Genomic DNA, 23,705 nt, shown 5'->3' with positions numbered 1-23,705 from the left:
GTTAAAAACGATGTTATGAATTTTTTCATAATCTCACCTCAGATAATCTAATGATTTGTAATAATAATTTCCTTAAAAACTAAAACCCAAAAATATTTTGCAATATATTTTGAGTAAATTCAGTCTAATTATCTGCAACAATCTTAACAATATTAATCTATTTCTTTTTATTATTTATGATATCAAAGTCACTTTTTTGAGGAACTTGTAAAATTTAATTTATCAAGTTTAATGGTTATGTCATACTAGGTATATTCAATTAATGTTCTATAGGTAATATGATGGCAAATAAATGTGAGCAGATTTATCAGGAAATATTATTGCAGATCAAAAGTGGAGATTTAGATTGTAACAGTGCTCTTCCCTCTTCAACTGATTTAAGCGCAATATATAAGACTTCCCGACCAACAATTAGTAAAGTATTTTCAAGATTAAAAACGGAAGGTTATATTGAAGGCAAACAAGGTGGTAAGTTTTATGTTAGACAACCCAAAGATCAACAAGTAAGCAAATATATTTTTGGAATATTGGCTCCTCGTTTAGAACAAGATGAAAGTAGAATGATTCTTGATAGTTTATATTCTGAGATAGCAAGTTTAGCCAATAATTATCAGTTTTCTCTTTTATGGGCTGGGATGCTGACCAAAAGTCAGGATATACAATCTATTATAAATGACGTAGAAAGAGTCATCATTAATTATACAAAAAATAATATTAACGGAATATTTTTCACGCCTTTAGAGTTTCACCCTTACGCGAATATCATAAATAAAAGAATAATGGATTATCTGACACTCTACAATATTCCTTGTATATTGTTAGAGAGAGACTATTGCGTTTTCCCTTCTCGAGGTAAAGCTGACTTAGTTAGTATCGATAACATTGCCGCAGGTTACGTTGTCACAAATCACTTTATTGAACAGAAAAATACTCGAATTGCATTTGTATCAAAAAGTGATTCAGCTAATACCGTTGCTTTAAGAACAATTGGTTATAAACAAGCACTCTATGATGCAGGTATTTCAAAAATTAACGATTGGATAATTCAAGTACCACAAATTGATGAAAAAGTAATTAATCAATTGGCTAAATTGAACATTAAACATGTAGTTTGTGGTAATGACTTTACAGCAATGCAATTAATCTCATTGAATCAAAGAATAAATCCAAAACAAAAATTATTTACGATTAGCTTTGATGATGCTGATTATGCAGGACATCTATCTACCCCACTGTCTACTTATAAACAACCATTAGCTTGTATAGCTTTGACTGCGGTAGAAACTTTAATCCAAAGGATAAATAATCCAACCTTACCAATTCGTACTATATACGTAAATGGTGAATTAGTTATCCGTGCATCAAGTGGAGCATAATAAAGAACTCAATAACCAGTCGATAAAATACAGCCAAAATTAATATATATTTACATATATATTCAAATATATAATATTGTATATGTTACTGAACATATTTAGAAAAGGAAATCTTAATGAATAAATTTTATAACATATATAATGTATTAATGATTGGCTTAATCAGTTTAATTTTAAGTGGATGTCAACAAGCAATCAATACAAATAATACTTCAAATGATAGAGGTATAGGAACTCAGTGGGGCGAAGGAGTCGAATCTCATGTTCGTGAAGTTAAATTAGATCGCATTAATGACACACCTATAGACATTGCGGTAATCCATTATTCGAAGAAAGAATTTATGTCGGATGGAAAAATAATTAAGGAACTCATGTTAAATGGCGATGTTGGCATGTCAATAATCGATGATAACAATAATAAATGGTCTCTTTACAGATTACGTAATAAAATTAACATGATAGGTGAGGCAGGCAAAAGTTATCAACTTTATTATGTCAATTATTCAAAGAATACTTATGAAATTGTAGCTACAGTTGACGGATTAGATGTTATCAACGGAAAAGCAGGTTCATTGAAAAATAATGGTTACATTCTAAGACCTTATAGTACGTTATCAATTAAAGGATTTCGAAAAAACGACAGTGAAGTTGCCACATTTACATTTTCGCAAGCATCTAAAACTTATGCAAATCATACCGATGAAGGTTCAGCAAACAATATTGGAGTAATTGGTACAGCAATTTTCCCATTGGAAAATAGTAATCAATATAAGAGAGCACCGAATTTTAACGCATTCCCTGCCGATAGTTATAATAGCAAATATGCTAAACCACCAAAATATTAAGTTTAATCGAGTAAATTATAGTTATAAATTATTCCACCAATAATCTTTGGTGGAATAGTGAAATCAAAAGCTAAATTTTCAAAAATAATTCTCTACTCTTAAAAGGTTTTGAACCTACATAAGGTTTTAAAGCCATTCGAGTAAAACGTTTAGCAGCTTTAAGGGTATCGATAGTTAGAAACTCTCTTTTACCTAAAGCTAAGACCTGTTCACCGGTGAAACTGGTACTATTTTGTAGCAAACTACTAATAAAACCTTTTTCTGATTGATATTGATAATGCATGGTTTCAACAATATCATCGCCCGTTGCACTGCAATGAAAAAAGTCAACGTGATAGCCCAAATTCTCAAGTAATGCTAATTCAAATGCACGCAACACATTTTCAGCTGGCACTTGTTGTGCCAATTGTTGTAGGCTTATCAAATAATCATCAAATAGCGTATTAGTTTCGGTTTCAGCCAATAACACTCTATGCAATAACTCATTTAAATAAAAAGCACTGTATAAAAAAACTGACGCAAGCGGTAATGTCAGAGATATTGCCTCAACTCGTCGCAAATTCTTGATTTCCCCCGGGCCTGAATATTGAATAATCAATGGTGTAAAAGGTTGTAAAATCCCCTTTAATACTGATTTTTTACGTCTAGCCCCTTTAGCTAGAATAGTCACTTTACCCACATTTTCAACAAATAAGTCAACTAATAAGCTACTTTCGCTATAGGTACGAGTATGAAGAACAAATGCTCTTTGCCAATTTTCCATCAATGATTTCCGTCAATAAAAACGCTTGTTTTTTATTTAAAAAACGAGAGTGATTAAAATTTGTATGATTTAGGCAATTTTAATCTGAAATTTTATTAAAAATCCGATATAATCAATACTTAATTATAGGATAATAACAAAAGAGTAACTATGGAACTATTTTCAACAATATTACTTCTGGTCTTAATTGTATCACTTTCTGGTGTTGTTATAAAAATGTTGCCGATCCAAATTCCTTTGCCATTAATGCAAATACTATTGGGTTGTCTTTTAGCTGCTTTGGGTGTGTATTTGAAATTCGATCCTGAACTCTTTCTCGTATTATTCATACCTCCCTTGTTATTTGCTGATGGTCGAAAAACTTCAGTGAAAGATTTTGTCTACAATTTTAGAGAAATTGTCGGATTAGCTCTGGTATTAGTCGTAATTTCAATTATTGCACTAGGATATCTACTTTATTGGATGCTTCCAAACGTTGAATTACCAGCAGCTTTAGCATTAGCAGCAGTACTATCTCCTACCGATGCCGTTGCTCTTAGTGGAATCGTCGGTAAAGGAAGAATTGAAAAAGAAAAAATGGAAATCATTGAAGGTGAAGCATTAATGAATGACGCTTCTGGCCTTGTTTCATTAAAATTTGCCATCGCAATAGCGGCAGGTGCTTTGCAATTTAACCTACTACAAATCAGCATTTCATTTTTCGTGGTTGCAATTGGTGGACTTGCTGTAGGGGTTTTATTTACTTGGTTATATGCACGAATCTTACGTAAGATAAACCAATTAACTCATAATGATCCTGCTATTCAAATTGTATTACTATTCTTACTACCATTTGCGGCTTATATCATTGCTGAAGAATGTCATTGTTCTGGAATTCTAGCGGCTGTTAGTGCAGGTATGACTGTAAACCAATCTGGTATGATGCGAAATGCACCGTTAACAGCCCGTCTACAATCTGATAGTACATGGTCAATGTTAACCTTCGTGTTTAATGGTTTTGTATTCCTTTTATTAGGAATTCAATTGCCAAGTATCTTATCAACTACTTTTACCGAAAATCAGACCGATGCTTCAATTGAATTATGGCAATTATGTTTGATTGTTCTATTTGTTTTTGTAGTCCTAATGGGCACTCGATTCGCATGGTTATGGGCAATGAAACATATGCCAACAATGCCTTTCGGAACAAAACGCCCGTTAGCATTCAGAGCATATACCAATCGTGATCTTTGGATTTCAACTTTTGCTGGTGTCCGTGGAGCGATTACTTTAGCTGGTGTATTATCAATTCCAATGACTATCGGCGGTCGTTACCAATTAGTATTTATTGCTGCAGGGATCATATTAGTTTCATTAATTTCAGCAGTAATTATATTGCCTATCCTTTTACGCGGTAGTGTAATTTTGGATAATTCAGCACAAGACAATGAAATTTTAACAGTTAAAGGGCAGATGGCAGAAGAAGCTATCGTTAGCCTTGAAAAAATGCAATCCAGCCTTTTGCAAGAAACTTCAGAAGAAGGACTAGATCAAGAGATTATTCATGAAGTAGGATCGCGGGTAATTGGTTCATTAAGACGTAGAACAGGACTTAAAGATTTAGAACAAAAAGCACTTGAAGCTGAAAATCTTGAAAGACGTATGCGCTTGGTGGCAATTGGTGCTGAACGTACAGCATTACTTCAAATGAAAATTCGCAATGAAGTGAGTGAAGAAACGTATGAGCATCTCAACACAGATTTAGATATTTATGAGAAGATGATTTCTGGAGATGCATAAATGATTGGCAATAAACACCAATTACTTGGCAAAATTCATTCTCAATTTGTCGATAAAGCACCACAAGTGCTAGGTTTAACTTTACGTTGTATACCTTTCGATTTGAAAAAGCGAACGATTGAACAATTGCTGCAATTACAGTTCAAAAATTCGCTTGAAGATGGTGATCTCGACTTTTTAGAAAATCGTTGGCTTAAAATACAAGTAACCGATCTGCAATTAATTTGGTTTGTGAGTTTAATTGATAACAAACTAGTTGTGAGTCGTGAAGAAATTCCCGATGTTAGCTTTATTGGTAATGCTAACGATTTGATTATGATTGCAACTAGACGACAAGATCCTGATACATTATTTTTCCAACGTCGACTAATTGTTGAAGGTGATACAGAATTAGGTCTTTATGTAAAAAACCTAATGGATTCAATTGAAATAGAAGCTATGCCAAAGTTTTTGAGAATAACACTGGAAAAATTAGCAGATATTATTGAAAGTGCACCTAAAGACTGAATCACACTAAAAAGGGAATAATAAATTCCCTTTTTTATTAATTGATATTATTTAAATACTAATTATTTTTAGTAAATAGAAGTCATTTTTATTGAAAAATTAGTATTGATTAAATTAATATGCATATTAACGATGGATCACTACTTCGTTAATTATTCTCTACCTGCCCCATCTCTTACCGTTAAAACAATGTTAGCTTTGCATAAGTATAATGGAGAGAATCAATTATGAATAATATAACAAAAACACTATTATTTTTTATTTCCTTTATCATTGTTACGCCTGGATTTTGTACTGATTTTTACAATAGAAATGAAGGTGATTATATTATCAATAACTTTCGATTTAATGATGGTAATACAGTCAAAAAATTAAAAATCCATTATGTCACACTCGGAAATCCTAAGAGCAAACCAGTCTTAATTTTACATGGCACAACTGGCGATGGTAATTCAATGCTTAATGATAGTTTCGGGCATGCATTATTTGATAAAGGAAAACCGTTAGATGCTGAAAAATATTTTATTATATTACCTGATGCAATTGGTACGGGTAAATCATCAAAACCTTCTGACGAACTAAAAGGAGATTTTCCTCATTATGATTATGGTGACATGGTTAATGCTCAATACCAACTGTTGAAAAATGGATTAGGCATAAATCATCTTGAGCTTATTATTGGGAACTCAATGGGAGGCATGAACACTTGGTTATGGATTACTAAATATCCCGACTATATGACAGCTGCAATTCCAATGGCTGCAACCCCTTCTCCAATGTCTAGTCGAAATTGGATTATGAGAAAAATACTTATCACTTCAATTAAAGATGATCCTGATTGGAACAATGGGTTTTATATTAAACAGCCAGAAAAATTTCAAACTGTTTATAATTATTATGATATAGCGACTAATGGTGGCGATATTGCTTGGCAAAATAAGGCCTATAATACGGCAAAAACAGAAGAAATATTATCAGACAAGTTAAAAGAACGTGTTAGCATGGATACTAATGACTTTTTATATCAATGGGATGCCGCAAGAAACTTTGATCCAACACAAGATTTAACTAAGATAAAGGCGTTTATTTTAGTTATTAACTCAGAAGATGATGAAAGAAATCCGCCAAATACTGGTTTGATGGAAAAAGCATTGAAAGATATTGTAGCAGCCAAATATTATCTTATCCCAGCCAGTGACAAAACCAGTGGTCATGGCACTACAATGAATGCAAACCTTTGGATTGAGGAATTAAAAATATTTTTAAAAGAACTCGAAACCTATTACTAAATTAAAACATCGATTAAAAGTGAATATATCCCTATATTCACTTTTAATATTCTGATTAGAATTGCAAAGATAATATAACTCTTTAAAAACAGATATAATAAAGTAACAATATAAATTCCATCACATTTAAACTTTATCCAATAAGTCTTATTGTAAGATCAAACAATACTTTTTGCTGTAGATAATTATAAATAAAATATAATGTGATTTTACTCAAGTTACCTTTATTAGACATAATGTCGTATAAAATCATATAGCGACTAATTAGCTAAAATGAACTTAAAAAATCGCTAGTAATCAATACATTTTACTTTTTTTTCTATATTTCTTAAGTTTGTACACTCCAAATTTAGGAGACACCGCTTTTTAATTGCTCTAGCTTCCTCTAACTTTATCCGATCAAGTATATTACGCTTTTCTTTCTCTTTTACTAATAATTTTGCTTTAGTTTCTTTAAGCTAACCAATTACGGTTATCGCTGATAGAAAAAATATACCAAGAAAGAAAATAATAAAAATACTTAAAAAAATCTTATCTAACGGTGTTTCGCTGTCCTTTCCTCTACTAGATTGGAAAGAATGAAAAGAATAATAACGAACCCGAGCAACATTTGTTCTACGATGAGCAAAACCTAAGCATTTTTTATAACAATAATAAAAAAACTAATACTAAAATAATTTTGTTTTCATTATTTACACTTTTCACTGATAAACTTGTTGTCATTACCCTGAATTTTTTCTATTTGTCGATTTCTATCACATTCCCATTGTTCAGGTGGATACATCTCATTCCAGGCTGCCATCAACTTATTATCAGAATCCGATAAATTTATATTGTATTTATTGCGCATGTAGAAATATGTTCGTGCAATTACGCCTCGAATTTGTTGTCTAGGTTGAAAAATTCGTGCTTTAAAATCAACTGCAGACTGACATTGTCCATATTGGTTAAATTCTTTGGTAAATTGTGAATATCGATAATTAGATCGGTCACCATTCACTTCACCAATAGCTGGTTGTAAATTATGCAAATCACCTTCCATTGCATTAAAGGTTGGATCCTTTTTACACTCTTTACGCCCTCCCTCTCGCCAACATTGCAAATGCCTGCCAAAATTCTCTGCAGGCATAACATGCTCCCATTCGATGCGAGATGCTCTTTGTTCATTTTTTCTTGGTTTATAGCCACATTGGTTAAAATCTACGAAACTTTTATTACTATCGAATGAAAATTGACATCCACAATAGAATGTTGTTTGATTAGGATTTGATTTATAAATTTTAACTAATCGAGTTTTAGCAGTATTGAAATTTTGCTTGCTAATTGCAACTTTTGAAGATTCTACTTCAACAGAAGCAGATTTTGATTGAGATTCACCTAAAACATGATAAGAATCAATCCTACATGTTTTATTGGTTGATATACATGAGTTACCACAAGGTATACCCTTTTTACAGTTTTTAGCATAACAATTTGTGGTAAACACGAAACAAATAGCTAAAGCTAGAATAATTTTTTTTACGAAATCCATTTCGAAACACCAATAATGAAACAATAAATTATTTACATTCCATGTAAGCTAGCTTAAAAGCATAATCATCAACAAGATGACTGATAACATCACGCTATTTATTAGATAACGACTTAAGAAGAATTACAGTGAAATAGTTATTTTAATTCTGCTACTATTAGTAAGCTTGATAGTTTACAATATAGGCAAAAGGTTATTTTTACAATATTTAATTTAATTATAACAACAATTTAACTAAAAAATCAAGGTGGTTTAATTGGTGTTAACTAGAGTTGCGATAAATCTACATAGTAACAAAAATCGTAGTATAAAAATAAAAGATTTAAATTAAATATCGATAATATAGCTGTGATTAAAGAAACTGCTATTGATATTAATATGTAAGGAGCCGACCAGGTCGGTCGAAGCGACTAATTTCTTTAAAGATAATAAAAAAGCCTTAGAAAAGGCTTTCCTGATAATTCAATATCGAACGTTGCGCTTGTAGCGTAATTTTATTTAGATATTTCATTGGATTTCCATATATCCAACAAGAACAAGCTTTAGGTGTTATTATATCTTTTTTAAGTGCTTTTCTGGAATTACTACCGATAAAACTATTCTTTTTAGTGTTTAATCTGCTGTCGTCTATAGCTTTTAATTTTCATACAATTTTTATATAAAATAGTGATAAATTTATTTTTTGATATGTGTTATTTTTATATTAAATCCATCTTCAACTAAATCAACAAGATTAACATCATTCCCTTTGTAGTGCTCTATCATAAATGGTCTTAAACGAATGAATATATCATAAAAATTTCTATCAATATGGGTTTCTATAGCTGAATCAAAATAAGTATGTATTAATTCCTTATTATCCTCTTCTTCGAAATAAAAACCAAAGTATTGAGCTATACCTTTATTTCGCTTATTAATATCTGAAGCTAGCTCATTTTTTTCAATAATATCAGGAACAAACTCAATACTGACCACATCGTCTGATACTTTAATATCGGTAAAAATAAAATGAGATAATTTTATATTTCCGTCAATCACAACATCATCTTGAAGATAAACTAATAACATAATAATTCATCCAAATTAACTATTCTTACAATTCTAAACTCTTTCTTCAATACAGATAAAATAAATTTTATATAAGATAAAAAGCATATTAGCTATTTATTAACCTATCAATCTTTCGATTAATAAGGATTAAAACATAACATTTGTGACAGGGTAACAAATATAATATCCAATTTTTAAAATTAACTTAAAAAAACGACTATTCATCAATATTTAACAAATTAATTATTTTAATAAATTTATCATAAAACCTATGTTTTGAGTATTATTATAAACAAAGATAATTGAAATAATTTTTTATAACTTATTGTAAAGTCAGTTTAAAGATTAACTATTAGAATTTATTTATCTTTACATCATTGTAATGCCCATAAATAAAATTAGCTAAATAATGATATAATCAATTGAAATTAAAATGAAAACTTAAGAGCAAAATAACAGAATGAAAAACGATCAAATACAGCCTACTTTTTACTTCCATGATTACGAAACTTTTGGCATCAATCCGGCTTTAGATCGTCCAGCACAATTTGCCGGCATTCGAACCGATAGTGATTTTAATATCATTGAAAAACCCTTAGTCATTTATAGCCAAATAGCGCAAGATTATTTACCCAATCCTGAAGCTGTACTTATCACTGGCATTACACCACAAAAAGCAAATCAAAATGGTTTATGTGAAGCTGAATTCACCAAACTAATCCATCAAGAATTTAACCGACCGAATACTTGTATCTTAGGTTATAACAACATCCGCTTTGATGATGAAGTCACTCGCAATATTTTATATCGTAATTTTTATGATCCTTACTCTTACAGTTGGCGTAATGGTAATTCACGTTGGGATCTGCTTGATGTCGTTAGAGCATGTTATGCATTAAGACCTGAAGGTATTAACTGGCCAACTAATGATGCTGGTTTACCGAGTTTTCGTTTAGAAGATTTAACTAAAGCGAATAATATCGCCCACGAGCATGCTCATGATGCAATGTCAGATGTGTATGCCACTATTGCCATGGCAAAACTTATCAAACAAACCCAACCAAAGTTGTTCAATTATTTCTTTACATTACGTAATAAAAACAAGGTTGCCGAGCTAATTGACATTGTAAATATGACACCTATTGTTCATGTATCAGGAATGTTAGGTAGCCATAGAGGCAATATGTCATTAGTCTGCCCTATTGCATGGCATCCAACTCAAAATAATGCAGTTATAGTCTGTGACCTAACTGGAGATATTGATTCAATTATTGATTTACCAGTCGAGACTATTCAGGAAAAACTTTACACCAAAACAGCCGATCTTGAGTTAGACGAGCAGCGTATTCCATTAAAACTGATTCATATAAATAAATGTCCAATTATTGCGCCATTAAGCACATTATTAGCTGATAACGCAAAGCGTTTTAATATAGATAAACAACAATGTTTAATTAATCAACAAAAACTACTACAAAACCAAAATAAGTTACAGGATAAAATGCGTGAGCTATTTAGTATCAATAATGATTATCCAGTTAGTAGTGATGTTGATGCACAAATTTATAGTGGATTTTTAAATGGTCAAGATCTATTACGTTGTGAAACTATAAGAACCACGCCAGTTCATTTATTAGAAACTTTATCAATCACTTTCGATGATCCACGATTAACCACATTATTCTTTCGCTACAAAGCGAGAAATTATCCGCAAGCATTAACCGAACAAGAACAACGCATTTGGCAAGATCACTGTCGAGATAAACTCAATACCATTGAGATACAAAATTATTTACAATCACTTGAACAACTAGCCGAAATTTATATACAGAAACCGGAAAAGCTCACTTTATTAAAGCAACTTTACCAATATTGTCATTATTTAGTTGGATAATTGAATTACAGGGGCGTATTATATGTTTCTGATTTTAGTTCTCCGCCCTTTCTAAACGACGGACATACCGTCAATATTTAATTTTAAGACAATTAGTATATAAACTATGAAACATTTTTTAGCCAAACATGCAACAATTAAGCATCGACTTTATTCTTTATATTACACACTATTTAGTTATGGTCGGGGCTTAATTATTTTAACCCTCTGTTTATGGGCTGGTAATATTGTTTCGGCAATCTTACCAATCATGATCCCTGGTAGTATTATTGGTCTATTAATCTTGTTTTTTTTATTAGCATTTCAACTTATACCAACGCGTTGGATCAAAAACAGTTGCAATCTTTTTATGCGCTATATGACTGTGCTATTTATTCCTGCTGCAATGGGGATCATGGATAATTATTCACTACTTTTAGCTAATTGGCTGCCGATTATTTTTGCCAGTGTTGGCGGTTCAATTATTGTCTTATTTTTAACCGGATATCTTACAGAGCATTTGCATAAACCAGCGGTAAAATCGTCTGATAATAAGGGGAAACAATCATGATATGGATGTTACCATTAACTGTTCTAGTTTTTCTTATGATTCGTAAAATTTCCTTTAAAATCAAAAATCCACTATTTAATCCATTAGTGATTTCGGTTCTTGTTTTAATTCCTATTTTATTAATTACACAGACTAGTTATATTGAATATGTTAAAAATGTTAAAATTATTAATGACTTACTCCCTTATTCAGTTGTTGCTTTGGCTTACCCTTTGTATGAATTAATCCCACAAATAAAAGCCCGTTGGAAATCCATCATGATAATCACCTTTACCGCTTCAATTGCTTCTATGGTGACAGGTGTTTGTATTGCATTTTGGTTAGGAGGTAGTAATGAAATTGCAGCCTCGGTACTGCCTAAATCAGTTACCACTGCCATAGCGGTAACTATCGCAGAAAATCAAGGTGGTGTTCCATCTATTGCCGCATTATGTGTAATACTTGTTGGAACTTTAGGCGGGATTTTTGCTCATCAATTGCTAAACTTGGCTAAAATAAAAACAGCTTCTGCCAGAGGTTTATCAATCGGTGCTGTATCACATGCTGTTGGTACTGCTCGCTGTATTGAAGTAGATTATAATGAAGGAGCTTATAGCTCTTTATCGCTGGTACTATGTGGTATTATGACTTCCTTGACAGCACCATTTTTATTTCCAATACTGGTATTTATTTTTGATTGGTTTTAGCATGATATTAAAAAAGCTAATAGTTTATTTAATTACCTTCCTATTTTTTTTAATAGCGGTAATAATTAGTCTCGACTATTGGATAAGCTATAAAACTGCACCCTACATTTATCATGATGAAAATAAACTTCCCTATCGAACAATTGGTGTAGTATTAGGTACATCTAAATATGTAAAAGGTGGAGGGATAAATGGTTTTTATCGCAATCGTATTGATGGCGCTATTGATCTATATAGACAAGGAAAAGTCGATTATCTATTAGTTAGTGGTGATAATAGTCATTTAAATTATAATGAACCAATCACGATGCAAAAAGATCTGATTAAAGCAGGTATTCCTAAAGAATCGATTGTATTGGATTATGCAGGTTTTAGAACCTTCGATTCAGTTGTTCGGGCTAATAAAGTTTTTAATGCTGATGATTTTACTATTATTACGCAAGAGTTCCATTGTGAGCGAGCTATTTTTATTGCTCTTGCGCAAGATATTCAAGCGCAGTGTTTTGCCGTTCCAGCCCCAAAGAGTATGAAGTTAGTTCGTATTCGCGAGATGTTTGCTCGAGTTAGTGCCTTTATTGATCTGTATATAATGAATAAAAAACCTAAATATCTTGGACCTATTATCCCTATTATAAATAATGATGAATAAATTTTGCTAAAACCGATTAAAGATTTTGAGGAAAGGGGTTTTTAAGCCATTAATTTATACGAATTGGTTAAGTTATTGCTGAGTGTTACATTTTCCCACCATAATATATCAGCCTAGTAGATATTTTTATATCACAACACTTTAATTGAAGATAAAACTAAACAATGAAAATATAAAACTAATATTTTTTAGGCTAACAATCCGCCTATAAATTGATTGTCTAATATTTTAGATTGCATTTTTATGCAAAAAAAAGTAATATTTAGTCAATTAAAATTTAAATAATTTATCTAATACTAATGAATATTGAATTAAGCCATGTTAACTGTTTTTATGGTACTCATCAGGCATTGAATGATGTCTCGTTATGTTACCCTTTAGGTGAAACAATTGTTTTACTTGGTCAAAGTGGTGCGGGAAAAAGCTCTTTGTTGAAAGTATTTAATTTACTTGAAATTCCAACATCAGGTAAAATGACGATTGCTGATTCACATTTCGATTTTTCGCAAAAGATAAGTGAATCAACGATTCGATCGCTACGCAAAAATGTTGGCATGGTTTTTCAAAATTACAACCTATGGCCACATTTAACCGTTTTGGAAAATTTAATTGAAGCACCATGCCAAGTATTAAAATTATCAAAACAAATAGCTAGTAATAAAGCGATGTCAATTTTAGCTCGTCTACAAATTGATGAAATGGCACATCGCTACCCTCTCCATCTTTCTGGTGGGCAACAGCAACGTGTTGCTATTGCCAGAGCATTAATGATGGAACCGAAAATTTTGTTATTTGATGAACCAACAGCGGCATTAGATCCAGCAATTACATCACAAATTGCTGAGATTATAAATGAACTTTCACGAACCGGCATTACACAAATTATTGTTACTCATGAAGTCGATTTTGCACGTAAAGTTGCTTCACAAGTAATTTACATGGAACAAGGTAAAATTATTGAACAAGGACAACTTGAGTGTTTTACTCATCCAAAAACCGAAAAATTTAAAGCTTATCTATCACATTAATATTTATTAGAACCAGATTGGGTGGAAATATGAAAAAAACATTACTAGCGATTTTACTTGCAGGATCTGCTTTCGCAGCTCAAGCAGCAGAAACATTAACTATTGGTACCGAAGCAACTTATGCGCCTTTCGAATTTACTAATGACAAAAATGAGATTGTTGGTTTCGATATTGACGTCATGAATAAGCTTTGTGAAGAAATGAAAGTATCATGCAAAATTGTTAATCAATCATTTGATGGTTTAATTCCTAGCCTTAAAACTCGTCGAATTGATGCAGCAATTGCTGGTATTGATGTTACTCCAGAGCGTCAAAAACAAGTTGCATTTACTAAAATCTACTACGACGACAGCTCAATCCAATTCATTACTTTGAAAGACTCATTAACCAGTCTTGATCAATTGAAAGGTAAAAAAGTTGGTATTCAGAAAGGTACAACTTATTCAAAATACTTAAATGAAAAGTATCCTGATGTTAAAGCAGTAAGTTATGACAGCTACCAATTTGCTTTTCTAGATTTAAAAGCAAAACGTATTGATGCTATTGTTTCGAGCTCATTTGTTGCTGGAGAATGGTTAGGTAAGGATGCTGACATTATTGCTTTAGGTGACAAAATTACCGATCATGAATTCTTTGGTGAAGGCTTAGGTATCGCTTTACGTCAAGGAAATGATCAATTACTTGAACAATTCAACCAAGCAATTGATAAATTAAAAGCAAATGGTGAATTAGATATTATTTATAAAAAATGGTTTAGTAAATAATATTATTTACTAAAATCTGTACGTTGAGATCTCGCCGCATACTCTGCGGCGAGTTTATTTTTTTAATTTAATTACGGTTTTTTTATGTCAGACTTTTTTGCACATGGTATCGACTGGTTACTTCCTTCTATGGATGGGTATATTTTGCCGCTAACTAAAGCAACTGCAATAACGTTATCATTAGCTTTTGTATCGTTGATTGTCGGCATGTTTTTTGCGTTCATTTTTACTATTTTAGAATCAGTACCCTTTAAACCTGTTGCGTGGTTAATGTCATTATTTAATTTAACTATTCGAGCTTTACCCGAATTATTGATTGTAGTAGCAATTTATAACGGTTTACCTCTGCTGTTGATGGCATTAGATGATGGTTTTACCATTCCACTTGGTTTTACATCATTTACCGTAAAAATGAATATTGAAAATACTCAACCCGATCCATTTTTATGTGGTGTTTTTGCTTTATCCTTACTTTATGCCGTTTATGCTTCGCAAACCTTACGTGGAGCATTTAAAGCGATACCTAGTGGACAAAAACAAGCAGCTCAAGTATTGGGACTTAGTAAATCCCGTACTTTTTTCCGCATAATAATGCCGCAAATGTGGCGCCATGCATTACCTGGTTTAAGTAATCAATGGTTAATTTTATTAAAAGATACCGCCCTTGTATCTGCAATAGCGATTGATGATTTAATGATGCAAACCAAAACAATTGTTGCAAGAACCAACCAACCTTTCTTATGGTATTTTATTGCTATGCTTGTTTATTTAGTAATATCAGTTTTAAGTCAACGTGTTATTTCTCGTATTGAAAAACACGCTACCAAATTTGAACAACCGTCATCAGCTAATAGTCAGTAAGGTCATTTTATGTCTGATAATTTCATTTACTATCTAAAAATCATTCTAAAAGGTCTACCTGATACTTTAAGCCTAAGTGTTGCAGGCATATTATCAGCTGGTTTTTTAGCTATCGTTTTTTCTTCTCTTTTATCATTAAATTCAAAGCTTTTAACGAAAACGATACGTGGATATATAGTTATTTTTACTGGTTCGCCTTTATTGGTTCAACTATTTTTGATCTATTATGGTCCTTCACAATTTGGCGAAATTTTAAGTAAAACACCAGCTTTTTATGAATTTATTTCATCACCATGGTTTTGCGCTTATTTAGCATTAACGCTTAATAGTGCCGCTTATACTACTCAAATTTTCTATGGTGCTTTAAAAGCTGTTCCACAAGGGCAATGGCAAGCATGTAGTGCATTAGGCATGAATAAAAGACAAACACTTAAAATTGTAATGCCATATGCATTAAAACGAGCACTGTCTACTTACTCTAATGAAGTTGTCTTTGTGGTCAAGGGAACCGCACTAGCATCAATGATTCCTGTTATGGATCTTATGGGATATAGTAATACACTAAATGGTGAATACTATGACTTCTCTATTTTTATTGTTGCTGGGCTTATCTACCTCTTGATAAATGGTATTTTAAGCACCATTATGAGGATAATAGAGAAAAAAGCCCTCACCTTTGAAAACTAATATGAGCCAATTTGATTCTGTTTCTTTCTTAAAAACTGTCCCACATAAACCAGGTATCTATCAAATGTTTAATGATAAAGATACCATCATTTATGTGGGAAAAGCGAAAGACCTCAATAATCGTTTAAAAAGTTACTTTAATAGTAGTAAAAAAACCATCAAAACCGATCGATTGGTGAGTCATATTCATCGGATAGAATTCACTATCACCAACACCGAAACCGAAGCTCTTTTGCTTGAACAGACTTATATCAAAAAATATCAACCAAGATATAATGTTTTACTTAAAGATGACAAAAGCTATCCGTTTATTAAATTAAGTAAAGAACGCCACCCACAATTATCTTTATACCGTGGAGCCGTTAATCGTAAAAAAGATGAGTTTTTTGGCCCTTACCCGAGTGGCTATGCAGTTAAACAAATTCTTGCATTATTACAAAAGACCTTTCCGATAAGGCAATGCCTGAATAGTACTTACCGTAATCGAACACGTCCTTGTTTGCAGTACCAAATTAAACGTTGTTTAGGCCCTTGTGTACCCGGTTTAGTTAGCGATGAAGATTACAATGAACAAGTTAATTATGTTAGATTATTTTTATCTGGACAATCAGATGAAATCTTAAAAAAAATTACTGCTGATATGTTAAAAGCCAGTAGTGAGCTTAATTTTGAAAAAGCAGCAGCGCTACGTGATCAGTTACAAGCAATCAAACACATTAATGAAAAACAAGCTATCTACAATAATAATGATAATTTAGATGTAATTGGTTTTCATTATGAACTCGGCCTAGCTTGTATTTATGTACTTTTTATCCGTAATGGACAGACGTTTGGTCATCGTTCTTATTTTCCTAAAGTTCCCTCTAACACTGAACTTGAAGAAGTTATTGAGACATTTTTAGGACAATTTTATCTACAAGGTAATCAAAACAGGAATATTCCAAAGAAAATTCTTCTGAATTTTTCGTTGTCAGATAAACAAGCGATGGAAGAAACTTTATCCATCGTCGCCGAACATCAAGTTAAATTAGTTGATGAACCAAAAGGTGATAATCTTAAATTATTAAATATTGCAACAGTTAACGCTCAAACGGAAGTTAAAAATAAACTATTAGAAAACTCAACCATTAAACAAAGATATGATGCTTTAAAAGCCTTTTTAGGTATTGAGAAAATCAATAGAATGGAATGTTTTGATATCAGCCATTTTATGGGCAAAAACACTATCGCTTCTTGTGTTGTGTTTGATGATAAAGGACCGGTTAAATCTGAATTCCGTCGCTATAATATTAGCGGTATCACCCCAGGTGATGACTATGCAGCAATGGAACAGGTATTAACTCGCCGTTATAGTAAAAAAGATCTCCCTGAAGATAAAATCCCTGATATTATCTTTATTGATGGTGGTAAAGGACAACTTAATCAAGCTTTACAAGTATTTGAGAAGTTACAAGTAAACTGGGATAAACATCATCCTATTTTAATCGGGGTGGCTAAAGGTGCTGAGCGTAAAGAAGGTTTAGAAACACTCTTCTTTGAAGCCCATGGTAAAGGTTATTATTTAGATGATCATTCCCCTGCTCTATTATTAATTCAACAAATCCGTAACGCATCACATGACCATGCGATTGTAGGTCAGCGTAAAAAAGGTGTTAAACAATTAACTGATAGTGCGTTAGAGCATATAGAAGGCGTTGGCGGAAAAAGACGCCAAGCATTATTAAAACATTTTGGCGGGCTTAGAGAGCTAAAAAATGCTAGTATAGATGAAATAGCCCAAGTACAAGGCATCTCCAAATCGTTAGCTGAAAAAATTTATCTAAATTTACAGCAATAACACATTGAAAAATTAACATTTTTCAGGCAACATAATCAGTAAGAAAACACTGTTTTTTTAATTATCACTAACCAATTGATTAATAAAACAAAATGAGCTAATGTCACATGAAAATCAACTTACCTACATTCTTAACATTATTTCGAGTAATACTTATTCCTTTTTTTGTGTTGGCATTCTATTTATTTCCTCATGAATGGTCTGGCTTTTTTTCGGCATTATTATTCTTAATTGCCGCAGTTACAGATGTTTTTGATGGTTACCTCGCCCGTCGATTAGGTCAAACTACCAAATTTGGCGCCTTTTTAGATCCTGTCGCCGATAAAATAATGGTGACGATCGCATTGGTACTTATCACTCAGTATTATCAAGCGTGGTGGATTTCTATTCCGGCTATCATCATCGTTTCTCGAGAAATCATCATTTCAGCATTAAGAGAGTGGATGGCTGAAATTGGCAAACGCAATAATGTTGCGGTATCTTCAATTGGTAAAATTAAAACTATTGCCCAAATGACAGCGTTAACTTGGTTACTTTGGCGTCCTTGCGATCTGGTTATATATGCAGGTCTGGCTGCCTTACTTATTGCAACTGTCTTAACTTTATTATCTATGTTGCAATATCTTTGGATCGCGCAAAGTGATTTATTAGACGAAGATTAAACATATTTATAAAAATGGCAAAATTATCTATGCAGTGCCTTAATAATTAAGTTTGCTAAATAATTTTGTAAGAATAGACAAAATAGCCTAATTTAACGACTAATCAGTCAAACATTGAGCAATCAAACCATTAATTTGAAATTTTTATTGACTGAAATGATAAGATAGGTAAAATGCACAGCATCCAAAACGCAGTTACCTTTCGGAACTCAGTTTTGAGCCCGGGTGGTGAAATCGGTAGACACAAGGGATTTAAAATCCCTCGGCCTTTTTGGCCGTGCGAGTTCAAGTCTCGCCCCGGGCACCATTTAAAACACCTCTTATGCGGGAATAGCTCAGTTGGTAGAGCGCAACCTTGCCAAGGTTGAGGTCGCGAGTTCGAACCTCGTTTCCCGCTCCAATTTAAATTCAATCGATATTCATAGCAAGCTATTATCTACAATAAACTATATGTTTTCGCTTTGTAGTATAAAATCATATAGAGCCATAAAAAATACAGTTATATCTATTGCTTTATAGACATTGTATTTATAAATATCTTTATACTATGAAAGCAAACAATGTCCACCTAGATAATAAATAACATACTGCAATTGACCTTTATAATTAAAGTGTCAGATGGATATATTTAAGATGTTAAATTTGATAATTAACATTTTCATCTTTAATGTATTGCTCTATATATTGTTTAAATATTTTTACTCTATTAGGGATATAGTTTCTATCTCTAACCATTACATAAACTGGACGAGGGATACCAACCCACTCGGTTAAAATTGGAATTAACTCTCCATTCTGAATCTCATCATGAACAAATTGCTCAGAAACAAAACAAATACCTAAATCCTGCTTAGAAGCATTTACCATCAACTGTATATCATCAACAATAAAATTAAATGGCATATCTGCAATATATAACTCTTGTGTCTGAGTATTTTGTAATGTCCATCCATTACTAGCGTTAGAACAGATTAGTCTATGATTTTTCAAATCTACTGGATGTAAAGGAACCGAATTTGATACCAAGTATTTAGGTGATGCACATAAAATATTTTTTGAAAAGAATAATTTTTTTGCTACCCAGTTACTATCATCTAAATTTCCGACGCGAATTGCAACATCGATGCTCAACGCAGTTAAATCAACAATACGGTTAGTTACCATCAGATCAATCTTAATATCTGGATATTGCTTCATAAAAGAAAAAATGCAGTTCGATAACCATTTGTGAGTTAAATTAATTGGAGCTGTTACTTTTATGGTTCCTGATAGCTGATAATGGGTGTCATTTAGATACTTAACAGCCATCATACATTCTGTTAAAGGATTAACACATTGATCAAAATACATCTGCCCTAGGGAAGTCATTGATACAGATCTAGTGCTACGATTTAACAGATGTTCCCCTATCGATTCTTCTAATTGTGTTAAACGCCGGCTAATAGTCGCCATAGGGATCGAGAGCTGTTCAGAGGCTTTGGTAAGGCTACCAGCCTGAACAACATTTACAAAAAGATTAAGGTCATTTAAGGAAATTGATTTTTTCATTTTTGGAATTCTATATTTAAAATACATTAATTGTATTATAAATGGGACAATAATAATATTATTTTACTTAATAACATTATCTAAATAAGAATATTATCTATGAAAGGATCAATCGACGGCACTACGACTGGAAACTGTAATATAATAGTCGTCAGATTATTACAGCAAGAAAATGCAAATAGGTTTTCTAGCTCATTATCAAAATTTGCTAATCAAGGCAGTAATAATAATTTACCAGTATTTTCTCTTCCACTCGGCATCAATAGCTGCAATATCATCTTTAATAAAATTAACATCGATTCTAGCGACAATGTGACAGAAAAATTTAATTTTTCTAGCGGTCAAAAAAATTTCATGATTAAACCTTCTAAAGTTACTGAATCTATCAATAATTTGTTAAATAGTTGGCAAAATTTCCCTGTATTTTTGTTTAACCTTGATCCATTTTATGGAGATAAAGATCATGTTAAGAAATAGATTTTTAGTGTTAATAGCAGTCATTCTTGCAACTTTTTTCTGGGGATCAAACTTTAATGCGGGATCATCTGTGGTAGCGGAAGCTTCTCCTTTTGTGGTCGCAACCGAAAGGTTTACTATTGCGACGATAATTATCATGATTTTCATGGTATTAAAAGATAAAAATAATATTGTGGCATTACAAAAGAACTGGATTGCATTTATAGCTCTCGGCTTATTAGGTATAACAGGCTTTAATTTAGCATTTTTTATTGGTTTAAAAACTACCTCAGCTATTAATGGAGCATTAATAATGGCAACATCTCCGATAACCACAGCATTATTGGCGGCAATGATTGATAAACATAAAATTACTGTTGTACAAAGCGTTGGTATGTTGACTAGTTTATTGGGTGTGGTTATTGTGGTAAGTAACGGTTCAATAAACAATTTAGTTTCGCTAAATTTCAGTTCCGGTGATCTCATTATTATGTTGGGTAATTTGGCTTGGGCGACATATACTGTCGGTTCACGAAAATATATATCTAACTCGACACCATTGCAAACTACAACTTATACCATGTTATTTGGCACCATCGGCATTGTATTATTTACTTTTTATAACAACAATTTACTTATATCACTTAATAATATAACCATAAAAAACCATTTATTATTAGTCTACATGGCTGTATGTGGCTCGGTATTGGCATATTTATTCTGGAATCTCGGTATAAAAGAAATTGGAGCAGCCAATACAGCCGTATTTTTTAACTTAGTACCTGTATTTACGATGATTTTATCCTTATGCTCTGGATTAGAGCCTAATCCATTACAAATCAGTGGCGCATTAATTGTTATTTGTGGTGTAATTCTTGCTACAGGTTCATATAAAATCATACAAGCTAAATTGAAAACTAAAACATTCAAGAATCATTAATATATCCCGCCCTTATGGGCGGTTCTATTTTTATACTACCCTATTGAACAGTGCTGATATCAAATTGAAAAACAACTGAAATTTGTATGTTTACTATCAATCTTCCTTATCTAATCAGATAATTCATTAGCCTATTTATCTATGTATATTACTAAACCTTAACGTAAGATTTATAGTGGTATCTAAATTTATTCGTTTATACAAAATGTTACTACTTATCTAAAAAACAGTTTAGAATAAAATTGTGATTAGAATGTAATTTTACAATTTCCTTCAGACACTTTTCTATACGATGATTTATCTTGAAAATTATCTGTTTGCAATGTTAACCACAACACTAAAAATGATATTTCATTTAATTTTTCCTAAATAAAGAAAAATATGAATAAATAGACATGATAGAGAGTACGCCAAAAGTAATACCCCATAATTTTTGATAGCTAGAAATATTTTCTAAAGGGGATATATTTGTTTCTAATAACATTAAAGAACATGCTGACCCAATAATAATTCCTCCATTTTGAAAAAGCCTCAATAAGCCTCCAATCGTTGATTGTTTATCTTTTTTGGAAACCATCGCGATCTGAATTAATGAACTTTGAAATAGCCCTCCACCTAAACCGTAGCACAAAGCAGCTATAACATAATTAAAGACTGAAATATTAAAACTCATAAAGAAAAGTAAGGCGAAAGCAAATTGCATCAGAGGTAAAGCATAAATTAGTATTATTTTATTACAACTTGAATTTATTACTTTTTTGACAAACACACTTAAAATGACCCCAATAGGTGCCGCAGTACAAATTAATCCTATATAGTCAATTGAATAACTAGTTTCTTTTATAAATATGAGAGGTGATACTGAAAAGAGCATGCCTGCAGTCAATCCAAATAGCATGCTACCAATTGAAATGTATCTAATTGACGAGGTTAATAATAATTTAACAGGAAAAAAAGGATTGGCGCTTTTTAATTCTATTCTCAAAAAAAATAAAAATATGATTAAAATAAAAATACCAATGAAATTTTTTTCAACCAAAGATAGATTTATATTATTAGAATAAAGAAGAAAAACACAACCGACTGACAGAATGAAAAATAATATCATTCCTTTTAGATCGAAAGTCTTTTTCTTTAGTATTGTTACTGATTTATTTATTCTCAAACAAAAAAGACATCCCATAATACACAATGGGACATTAATAAGAAATAAGACTTGCCATCCCCATAATTTTAAAATAACACCGCCAAAAGAAGGCCCTAAAATTGGTCCTAAACTTATCGCCAACATTATGAAAGAATTTAATCTTATTTTCTGTTTACTTGATTGTAAACCAGCCAATCCCAAGCAATTTGCTTGCAATAATGCAGCACCGATTCCTTGTCCACATCTAGATAAAATAAGTTGATTTGCAGAATCTGAAAATCCAGCAATCAATGAAGTTAGACCAAATAGAGAGAAGCCTACTATTAATGCTATTTTTTGCTCCCAAAAGTCACCAAGCCAACCGCCGGGAACAAGAAAAATAATTAGGAATAATAAATATAAAGTAACTGATAATCCGATATATTCTAAAGAAACATGAAAATCGACAGAAAATGAATTTAACGCTAAGTTTATAATACCAGTATCTAATGTTGATAAGAATAATCCTAAACAACATGTAATATAAATAGAATACATTGATTTAGAACTATCTACTACTTTAGTCATTTATAGACCTCATATCAATTTAGTTTCATTCATGGCTAATTGTTCTTAGAAAAAAATGAATATAGCCGTAACTAACAATTAAAAGTTGCAATAATGAGATATTCTTTTTGTTCAAATTGTTCCATCCTTTTTTCTGATGTTTTTATTGGTGAAAATATCTAATTAGCTTATTTAATTTTTAAAAATTATGCTTAAAAAGAAATTTAAACAACTTAGCTAAAAAGCGTATATTAATGTTGATTACAAATTAAATAACAAATAAAAATATCATTGATTTTTTTTGGAGATT

General features: G+C 31.7%; 22 protein-coding genes and 2 tRNA genes. 19 read left to right on the top strand and 5 right to left on the bottom strand.

The window, feature by feature from the left end; all coding sequences use genetic code 11:
- Positions 1 to 281: 281 nt before the first annotated feature.
- Both B6D18_RS09440 and B6D18_RS09435 read left to right on the top strand, forming a co-directional pair.
- Positions 282 to 1,376 carry a GntR family transcriptional regulator gene (locus B6D18_RS09440; protein ID WP_158092566.1) on the top strand — a complete coding sequence of 365 codons (1,095 nt, stop codon included), beginning with the start codon at positions 282 to 284 and terminating at the stop codon, positions 1,374 to 1,376.
- Between the two features lie 149 nt (positions 1,377 to 1,525).
- Complete coding sequence (locus tag B6D18_RS09435; RefSeq protein ID WP_144063971.1) at positions 1,526 to 2,221, top strand: hypothetical protein; 696 nt, start codon at positions 1,526 to 1,528, stop codon at positions 2,219 to 2,221.
- Between the two features lie 70 nt (positions 2,222 to 2,291).
- Here B6D18_RS09435 and recO read toward each other — a convergent pair whose 3' ends face one another.
- Entirely contained in the window at positions 2,292 to 2,984 is a 693-nt protein-coding gene (recO, locus tag B6D18_RS09430) for a DNA repair protein RecO (RefSeq protein ID WP_086364218.1), read from the bottom strand.
- Between the two features lie 150 nt (positions 2,985 to 3,134).
- Here recO and B6D18_RS09425 point away from each other — a divergent pair, with 150 nt between their 5' ends.
- The 3 genes from B6D18_RS09425 to B6D18_RS09415 all read left to right on the top strand — a co-directional run bounded on the left by B6D18_RS09425 (position 3,135) and on the right by B6D18_RS09415 (position 6,559).
- A complete protein-coding gene (locus B6D18_RS09425) occupies positions 3,135 to 4,763 on the top strand; it encodes a Na+/H+ antiporter (protein WP_086364217.1) in 1,629 nt (542 codons plus the stop codon).
- On the top strand, positions 4,764 to 5,270 hold the full coding sequence (locus tag B6D18_RS09420) for an SCP2 domain-containing protein (protein WP_086364216.1): 507 nt from the start codon (positions 4,764 to 4,766) through the stop codon (positions 5,268 to 5,270).
- 227 nt (positions 5,271 to 5,497) lie between these two features.
- Positions 5,498 to 6,559: an alpha/beta fold hydrolase gene (locus B6D18_RS09415; RefSeq protein WP_086364215.1), complete on the top strand. Its 1,062-nt coding sequence runs from the start codon at positions 5,498 to 5,500 to the stop codon at positions 6,557 to 6,559.
- A 688-nt stretch (positions 6,560 to 7,247) separates the two neighbouring features.
- Here B6D18_RS09415 and B6D18_RS09410 read toward each other — a convergent pair.
- Together B6D18_RS09410 and B6D18_RS09405 are read right to left on the bottom strand one after the other, a co-directional pair.
- Entirely contained in the window at positions 7,248 to 8,090 is an 843-nt protein-coding gene (locus B6D18_RS09410) for an endonuclease (protein WP_086364214.1), read from the bottom strand.
- 675 nt (positions 8,091 to 8,765) lie between these two features.
- Positions 8,766 to 9,158, bottom strand: coding sequence for a hypothetical protein (locus B6D18_RS09405; protein ID WP_086364213.1), 393 nt, complete (start codon positions 9,156 to 9,158; stop codon positions 8,766 to 8,768).
- Positions 9,159 to 9,600: 442 nt separating this feature from the next.
- Here B6D18_RS09405 and sbcB point away from each other — a divergent pair, with 442 nt between their 5' ends.
- The 12 genes from sbcB to B6D18_RS09345 all read left to right on the top strand — a co-directional run bounded on the left by sbcB (position 9,601) and on the right by B6D18_RS09345 (position 19,158).
- Positions 9,601 to 11,034: an exodeoxyribonuclease I gene (sbcB, locus tag B6D18_RS09400; protein WP_086364212.1), complete on the top strand. Its 1,434-nt coding sequence runs from the start codon at positions 9,601 to 9,603 to the stop codon at positions 11,032 to 11,034.
- Positions 11,035 to 11,140: 106 nt separating this feature from the next.
- On the top strand, positions 11,141 to 11,584 hold the full coding sequence (locus B6D18_RS09395) for a CidA/LrgA family protein (protein WP_086364211.1): 444 nt from the start codon (positions 11,141 to 11,143) through the stop codon (positions 11,582 to 11,584).
- Complete coding sequence (locus tag B6D18_RS09390) at positions 11,581 to 12,270, top strand: CidB/LrgB family autolysis modulator (protein WP_086364210.1); 690 nt, start codon at positions 11,581 to 11,583, stop codon at positions 12,268 to 12,270. The genes B6D18_RS09395 and B6D18_RS09390 overlap by 4 nt, the downstream gene beginning before the upstream one ends.
- Position 12,271: 1 nt before the next feature.
- Complete coding sequence (locus B6D18_RS09385; protein WP_216818936.1) at positions 12,272 to 12,919, top strand: vancomycin high temperature exclusion protein; 648 nt, start codon at positions 12,272 to 12,274, stop codon at positions 12,917 to 12,919.
- Between the two features lie 299 nt (positions 12,920 to 13,218).
- Positions 13,219 to 13,947, top strand: coding sequence for an arginine ABC transporter ATP-binding protein ArtP (gene artP / locus B6D18_RS09380; RefSeq protein ID WP_086364209.1), 729 nt, complete (start codon positions 13,219 to 13,221; stop codon positions 13,945 to 13,947).
- 29 nt (positions 13,948 to 13,976) lie between these two features.
- A complete protein-coding gene (locus tag B6D18_RS09375; RefSeq protein WP_086364208.1) occupies positions 13,977 to 14,711 on the top strand; it encodes a transporter substrate-binding domain-containing protein in 735 nt (244 codons plus the stop codon).
- A 129-nt stretch (positions 14,712 to 14,840) separates the two neighbouring features.
- Complete coding sequence (gene artQ, locus B6D18_RS09370; protein WP_086364222.1) at positions 14,841 to 15,572, top strand: arginine ABC transporter permease ArtQ; 732 nt, start codon at positions 14,841 to 14,843, stop codon at positions 15,570 to 15,572.
- 9 nt (positions 15,573 to 15,581) lie between these two features.
- Complete coding sequence (gene artM / locus B6D18_RS09365; protein WP_086364207.1) at positions 15,582 to 16,259, top strand: arginine ABC transporter permease ArtM; 678 nt, start codon at positions 15,582 to 15,584, stop codon at positions 16,257 to 16,259.
- A gap of 1 nt (position 16,260) precedes the next feature.
- Positions 16,261 to 18,096: an excinuclease ABC subunit UvrC gene (gene uvrC / locus B6D18_RS09360; RefSeq protein WP_086364221.1), complete on the top strand. Its 1,836-nt coding sequence runs from the start codon at positions 16,261 to 16,263 to the stop codon at positions 18,094 to 18,096.
- A gap of 107 nt (positions 18,097 to 18,203) precedes the next feature.
- Positions 18,204 to 18,758: a CDP-diacylglycerol--glycerol-3-phosphate 3-phosphatidyltransferase gene (gene pgsA / locus B6D18_RS09355; protein ID WP_065578773.1), complete on the top strand. Its 555-nt coding sequence runs from the start codon at positions 18,204 to 18,206 to the stop codon at positions 18,756 to 18,758.
- Between the two features lie 219 nt (positions 18,759 to 18,977).
- Positions 18,978 to 19,065 (top strand) — tRNA-Leu (locus tag B6D18_RS09350).
- Positions 19,066 to 19,082: 17 nt separating this feature from the next.
- A tRNA-Gly gene (locus B6D18_RS09345) sits at positions 19,083 to 19,158 on the top strand.
- A gap of 236 nt (positions 19,159 to 19,394) precedes the next feature.
- Here the strand turns inward: B6D18_RS09345 and B6D18_RS09340 are convergent.
- Positions 19,395 to 20,306, bottom strand: a complete 912-nt coding sequence (locus tag B6D18_RS09340; protein WP_158092565.1) for a LysR family transcriptional regulator — start codon at positions 20,304 to 20,306, stop codon at positions 19,395 to 19,397.
- A gap of 99 nt (positions 20,307 to 20,405) precedes the next feature.
- On the opposite strand from B6D18_RS09340, the gene B6D18_RS09335 reads away from it, so the two are divergent.
- Positions 20,406 to 20,783 (top strand): hypothetical protein, encoded by a 378-nt coding sequence (locus B6D18_RS09335; RefSeq protein ID WP_086364205.1) that lies wholly within the window; start codon positions 20,406 to 20,408, stop codon positions 20,781 to 20,783.
- The gene (locus tag B6D18_RS09330) at positions 20,770 to 21,702 is read left to right on the top strand and encodes a DMT family transporter (protein ID WP_158092564.1); all 933 of its coding nucleotides are present in this window, start codon (positions 20,770 to 20,772) and stop codon (positions 21,700 to 21,702) included. The genes B6D18_RS09335 and B6D18_RS09330 overlap by 14 nt, the downstream gene beginning before the upstream one ends.
- 355 nt (positions 21,703 to 22,057) lie before the next feature.
- Here the strand turns inward: B6D18_RS09330 and B6D18_RS09325 are convergent, their stop codons facing one another.
- Entirely contained in the window at positions 22,058 to 23,416 is a 1,359-nt protein-coding gene (locus B6D18_RS09325) for an MFS transporter (RefSeq protein WP_086364203.1), read from the bottom strand.
- Positions 23,417 to 23,705 lie beyond the last annotated feature (289 nt).

Origin of the sequence: Gilliamella sp. A7, from assembly GCF_002142015.1 — a bacterium.
Lineage (GTDB): Bacteria > Pseudomonadota > Gammaproteobacteria > Enterobacterales > Orbaceae > Gilliamella > Gilliamella apis_A.
This window is presented reverse-complemented; position numbering and strand designations above follow the sequence as displayed.

Coding starts and splice junctions, on each gene's coding strand:
- B6D18_RS09440 (WP_158092566.1), top strand. CDS start 282: ATGGCAAATAAATGTGAGCAGATTTATCAGGAAATATTATTGCAGATC.
- B6D18_RS09435 (WP_144063971.1), top strand. CDS start 1,526: ATGATTGGCTTAATCAGTTTAATTTTAAGTGGATGTCAACAAGCAATC.
- recO (WP_086364218.1), bottom strand. CDS start 2,984: ATGGAAAATTGGCAAAGAGCATTTGTTCTTCATACTCGTACCTATAGC.
- B6D18_RS09425 (WP_086364217.1), top strand. CDS start 3,135: ATGGAACTATTTTCAACAATATTACTTCTGGTCTTAATTGTATCACTT.
- B6D18_RS09420 (WP_086364216.1), top strand. CDS start 4,764: ATGATTGGCAATAAACACCAATTACTTGGCAAAATTCATTCTCAATTT.
- B6D18_RS09415 (WP_086364215.1), top strand. CDS start 5,498: ATGAATAATATAACAAAAACACTATTATTTTTTATTTCCTTTATCATT.
- B6D18_RS09410 (WP_086364214.1), bottom strand. CDS start 8,090: ATGGATTTCGTAAAAAAAATTATTCTAGCTTTAGCTATTTGTTTCGTG.
- B6D18_RS09405 (WP_086364213.1), bottom strand. CDS start 9,158: ATGTTATTAGTTTATCTTCAAGATGATGTTGTGATTGACGGAAATATA.
- sbcB (WP_086364212.1), top strand. CDS start 9,601: ATGAAAAACGATCAAATACAGCCTACTTTTTACTTCCATGATTACGAA.
- B6D18_RS09395 (WP_086364211.1), top strand. CDS start 11,141: ATGAAACATTTTTTAGCCAAACATGCAACAATTAAGCATCGACTTTAT.
- B6D18_RS09390 (WP_086364210.1), top strand. CDS start 11,581: ATGATATGGATGTTACCATTAACTGTTCTAGTTTTTCTTATGATTCGT.
- B6D18_RS09385 (WP_216818936.1), top strand. CDS start 12,272: ATGATATTAAAAAAGCTAATAGTTTATTTAATTACCTTCCTATTTTTT.
- artP (WP_086364209.1), top strand. CDS start 13,219: ATGAATATTGAATTAAGCCATGTTAACTGTTTTTATGGTACTCATCAG.
- B6D18_RS09375 (WP_086364208.1), top strand. CDS start 13,977: ATGAAAAAAACATTACTAGCGATTTTACTTGCAGGATCTGCTTTCGCA.
- artQ (WP_086364222.1), top strand. CDS start 14,841: ATGGATGGGTATATTTTGCCGCTAACTAAAGCAACTGCAATAACGTTA.
- artM (WP_086364207.1), top strand. CDS start 15,582: ATGTCTGATAATTTCATTTACTATCTAAAAATCATTCTAAAAGGTCTA.
- uvrC (WP_086364221.1), top strand. CDS start 16,261: ATGAGCCAATTTGATTCTGTTTCTTTCTTAAAAACTGTCCCACATAAA.
- pgsA (WP_065578773.1), top strand. CDS start 18,204: ATGAAAATCAACTTACCTACATTCTTAACATTATTTCGAGTAATACTT.
- B6D18_RS09340 (WP_158092565.1), bottom strand. CDS start 20,306: ATGAAAAAATCAATTTCCTTAAATGACCTTAATCTTTTTGTAAATGTT.
- B6D18_RS09335 (WP_086364205.1), top strand. CDS start 20,406: ATGAAAGGATCAATCGACGGCACTACGACTGGAAACTGTAATATAATA.
- B6D18_RS09330 (WP_158092564.1), top strand. CDS start 20,770: ATGTTAAGAAATAGATTTTTAGTGTTAATAGCAGTCATTCTTGCAACT.
- B6D18_RS09325 (WP_086364203.1), bottom strand. CDS start 23,416: ATGACTAAAGTAGTAGATAGTTCTAAATCAATGTATTCTATTTATATT.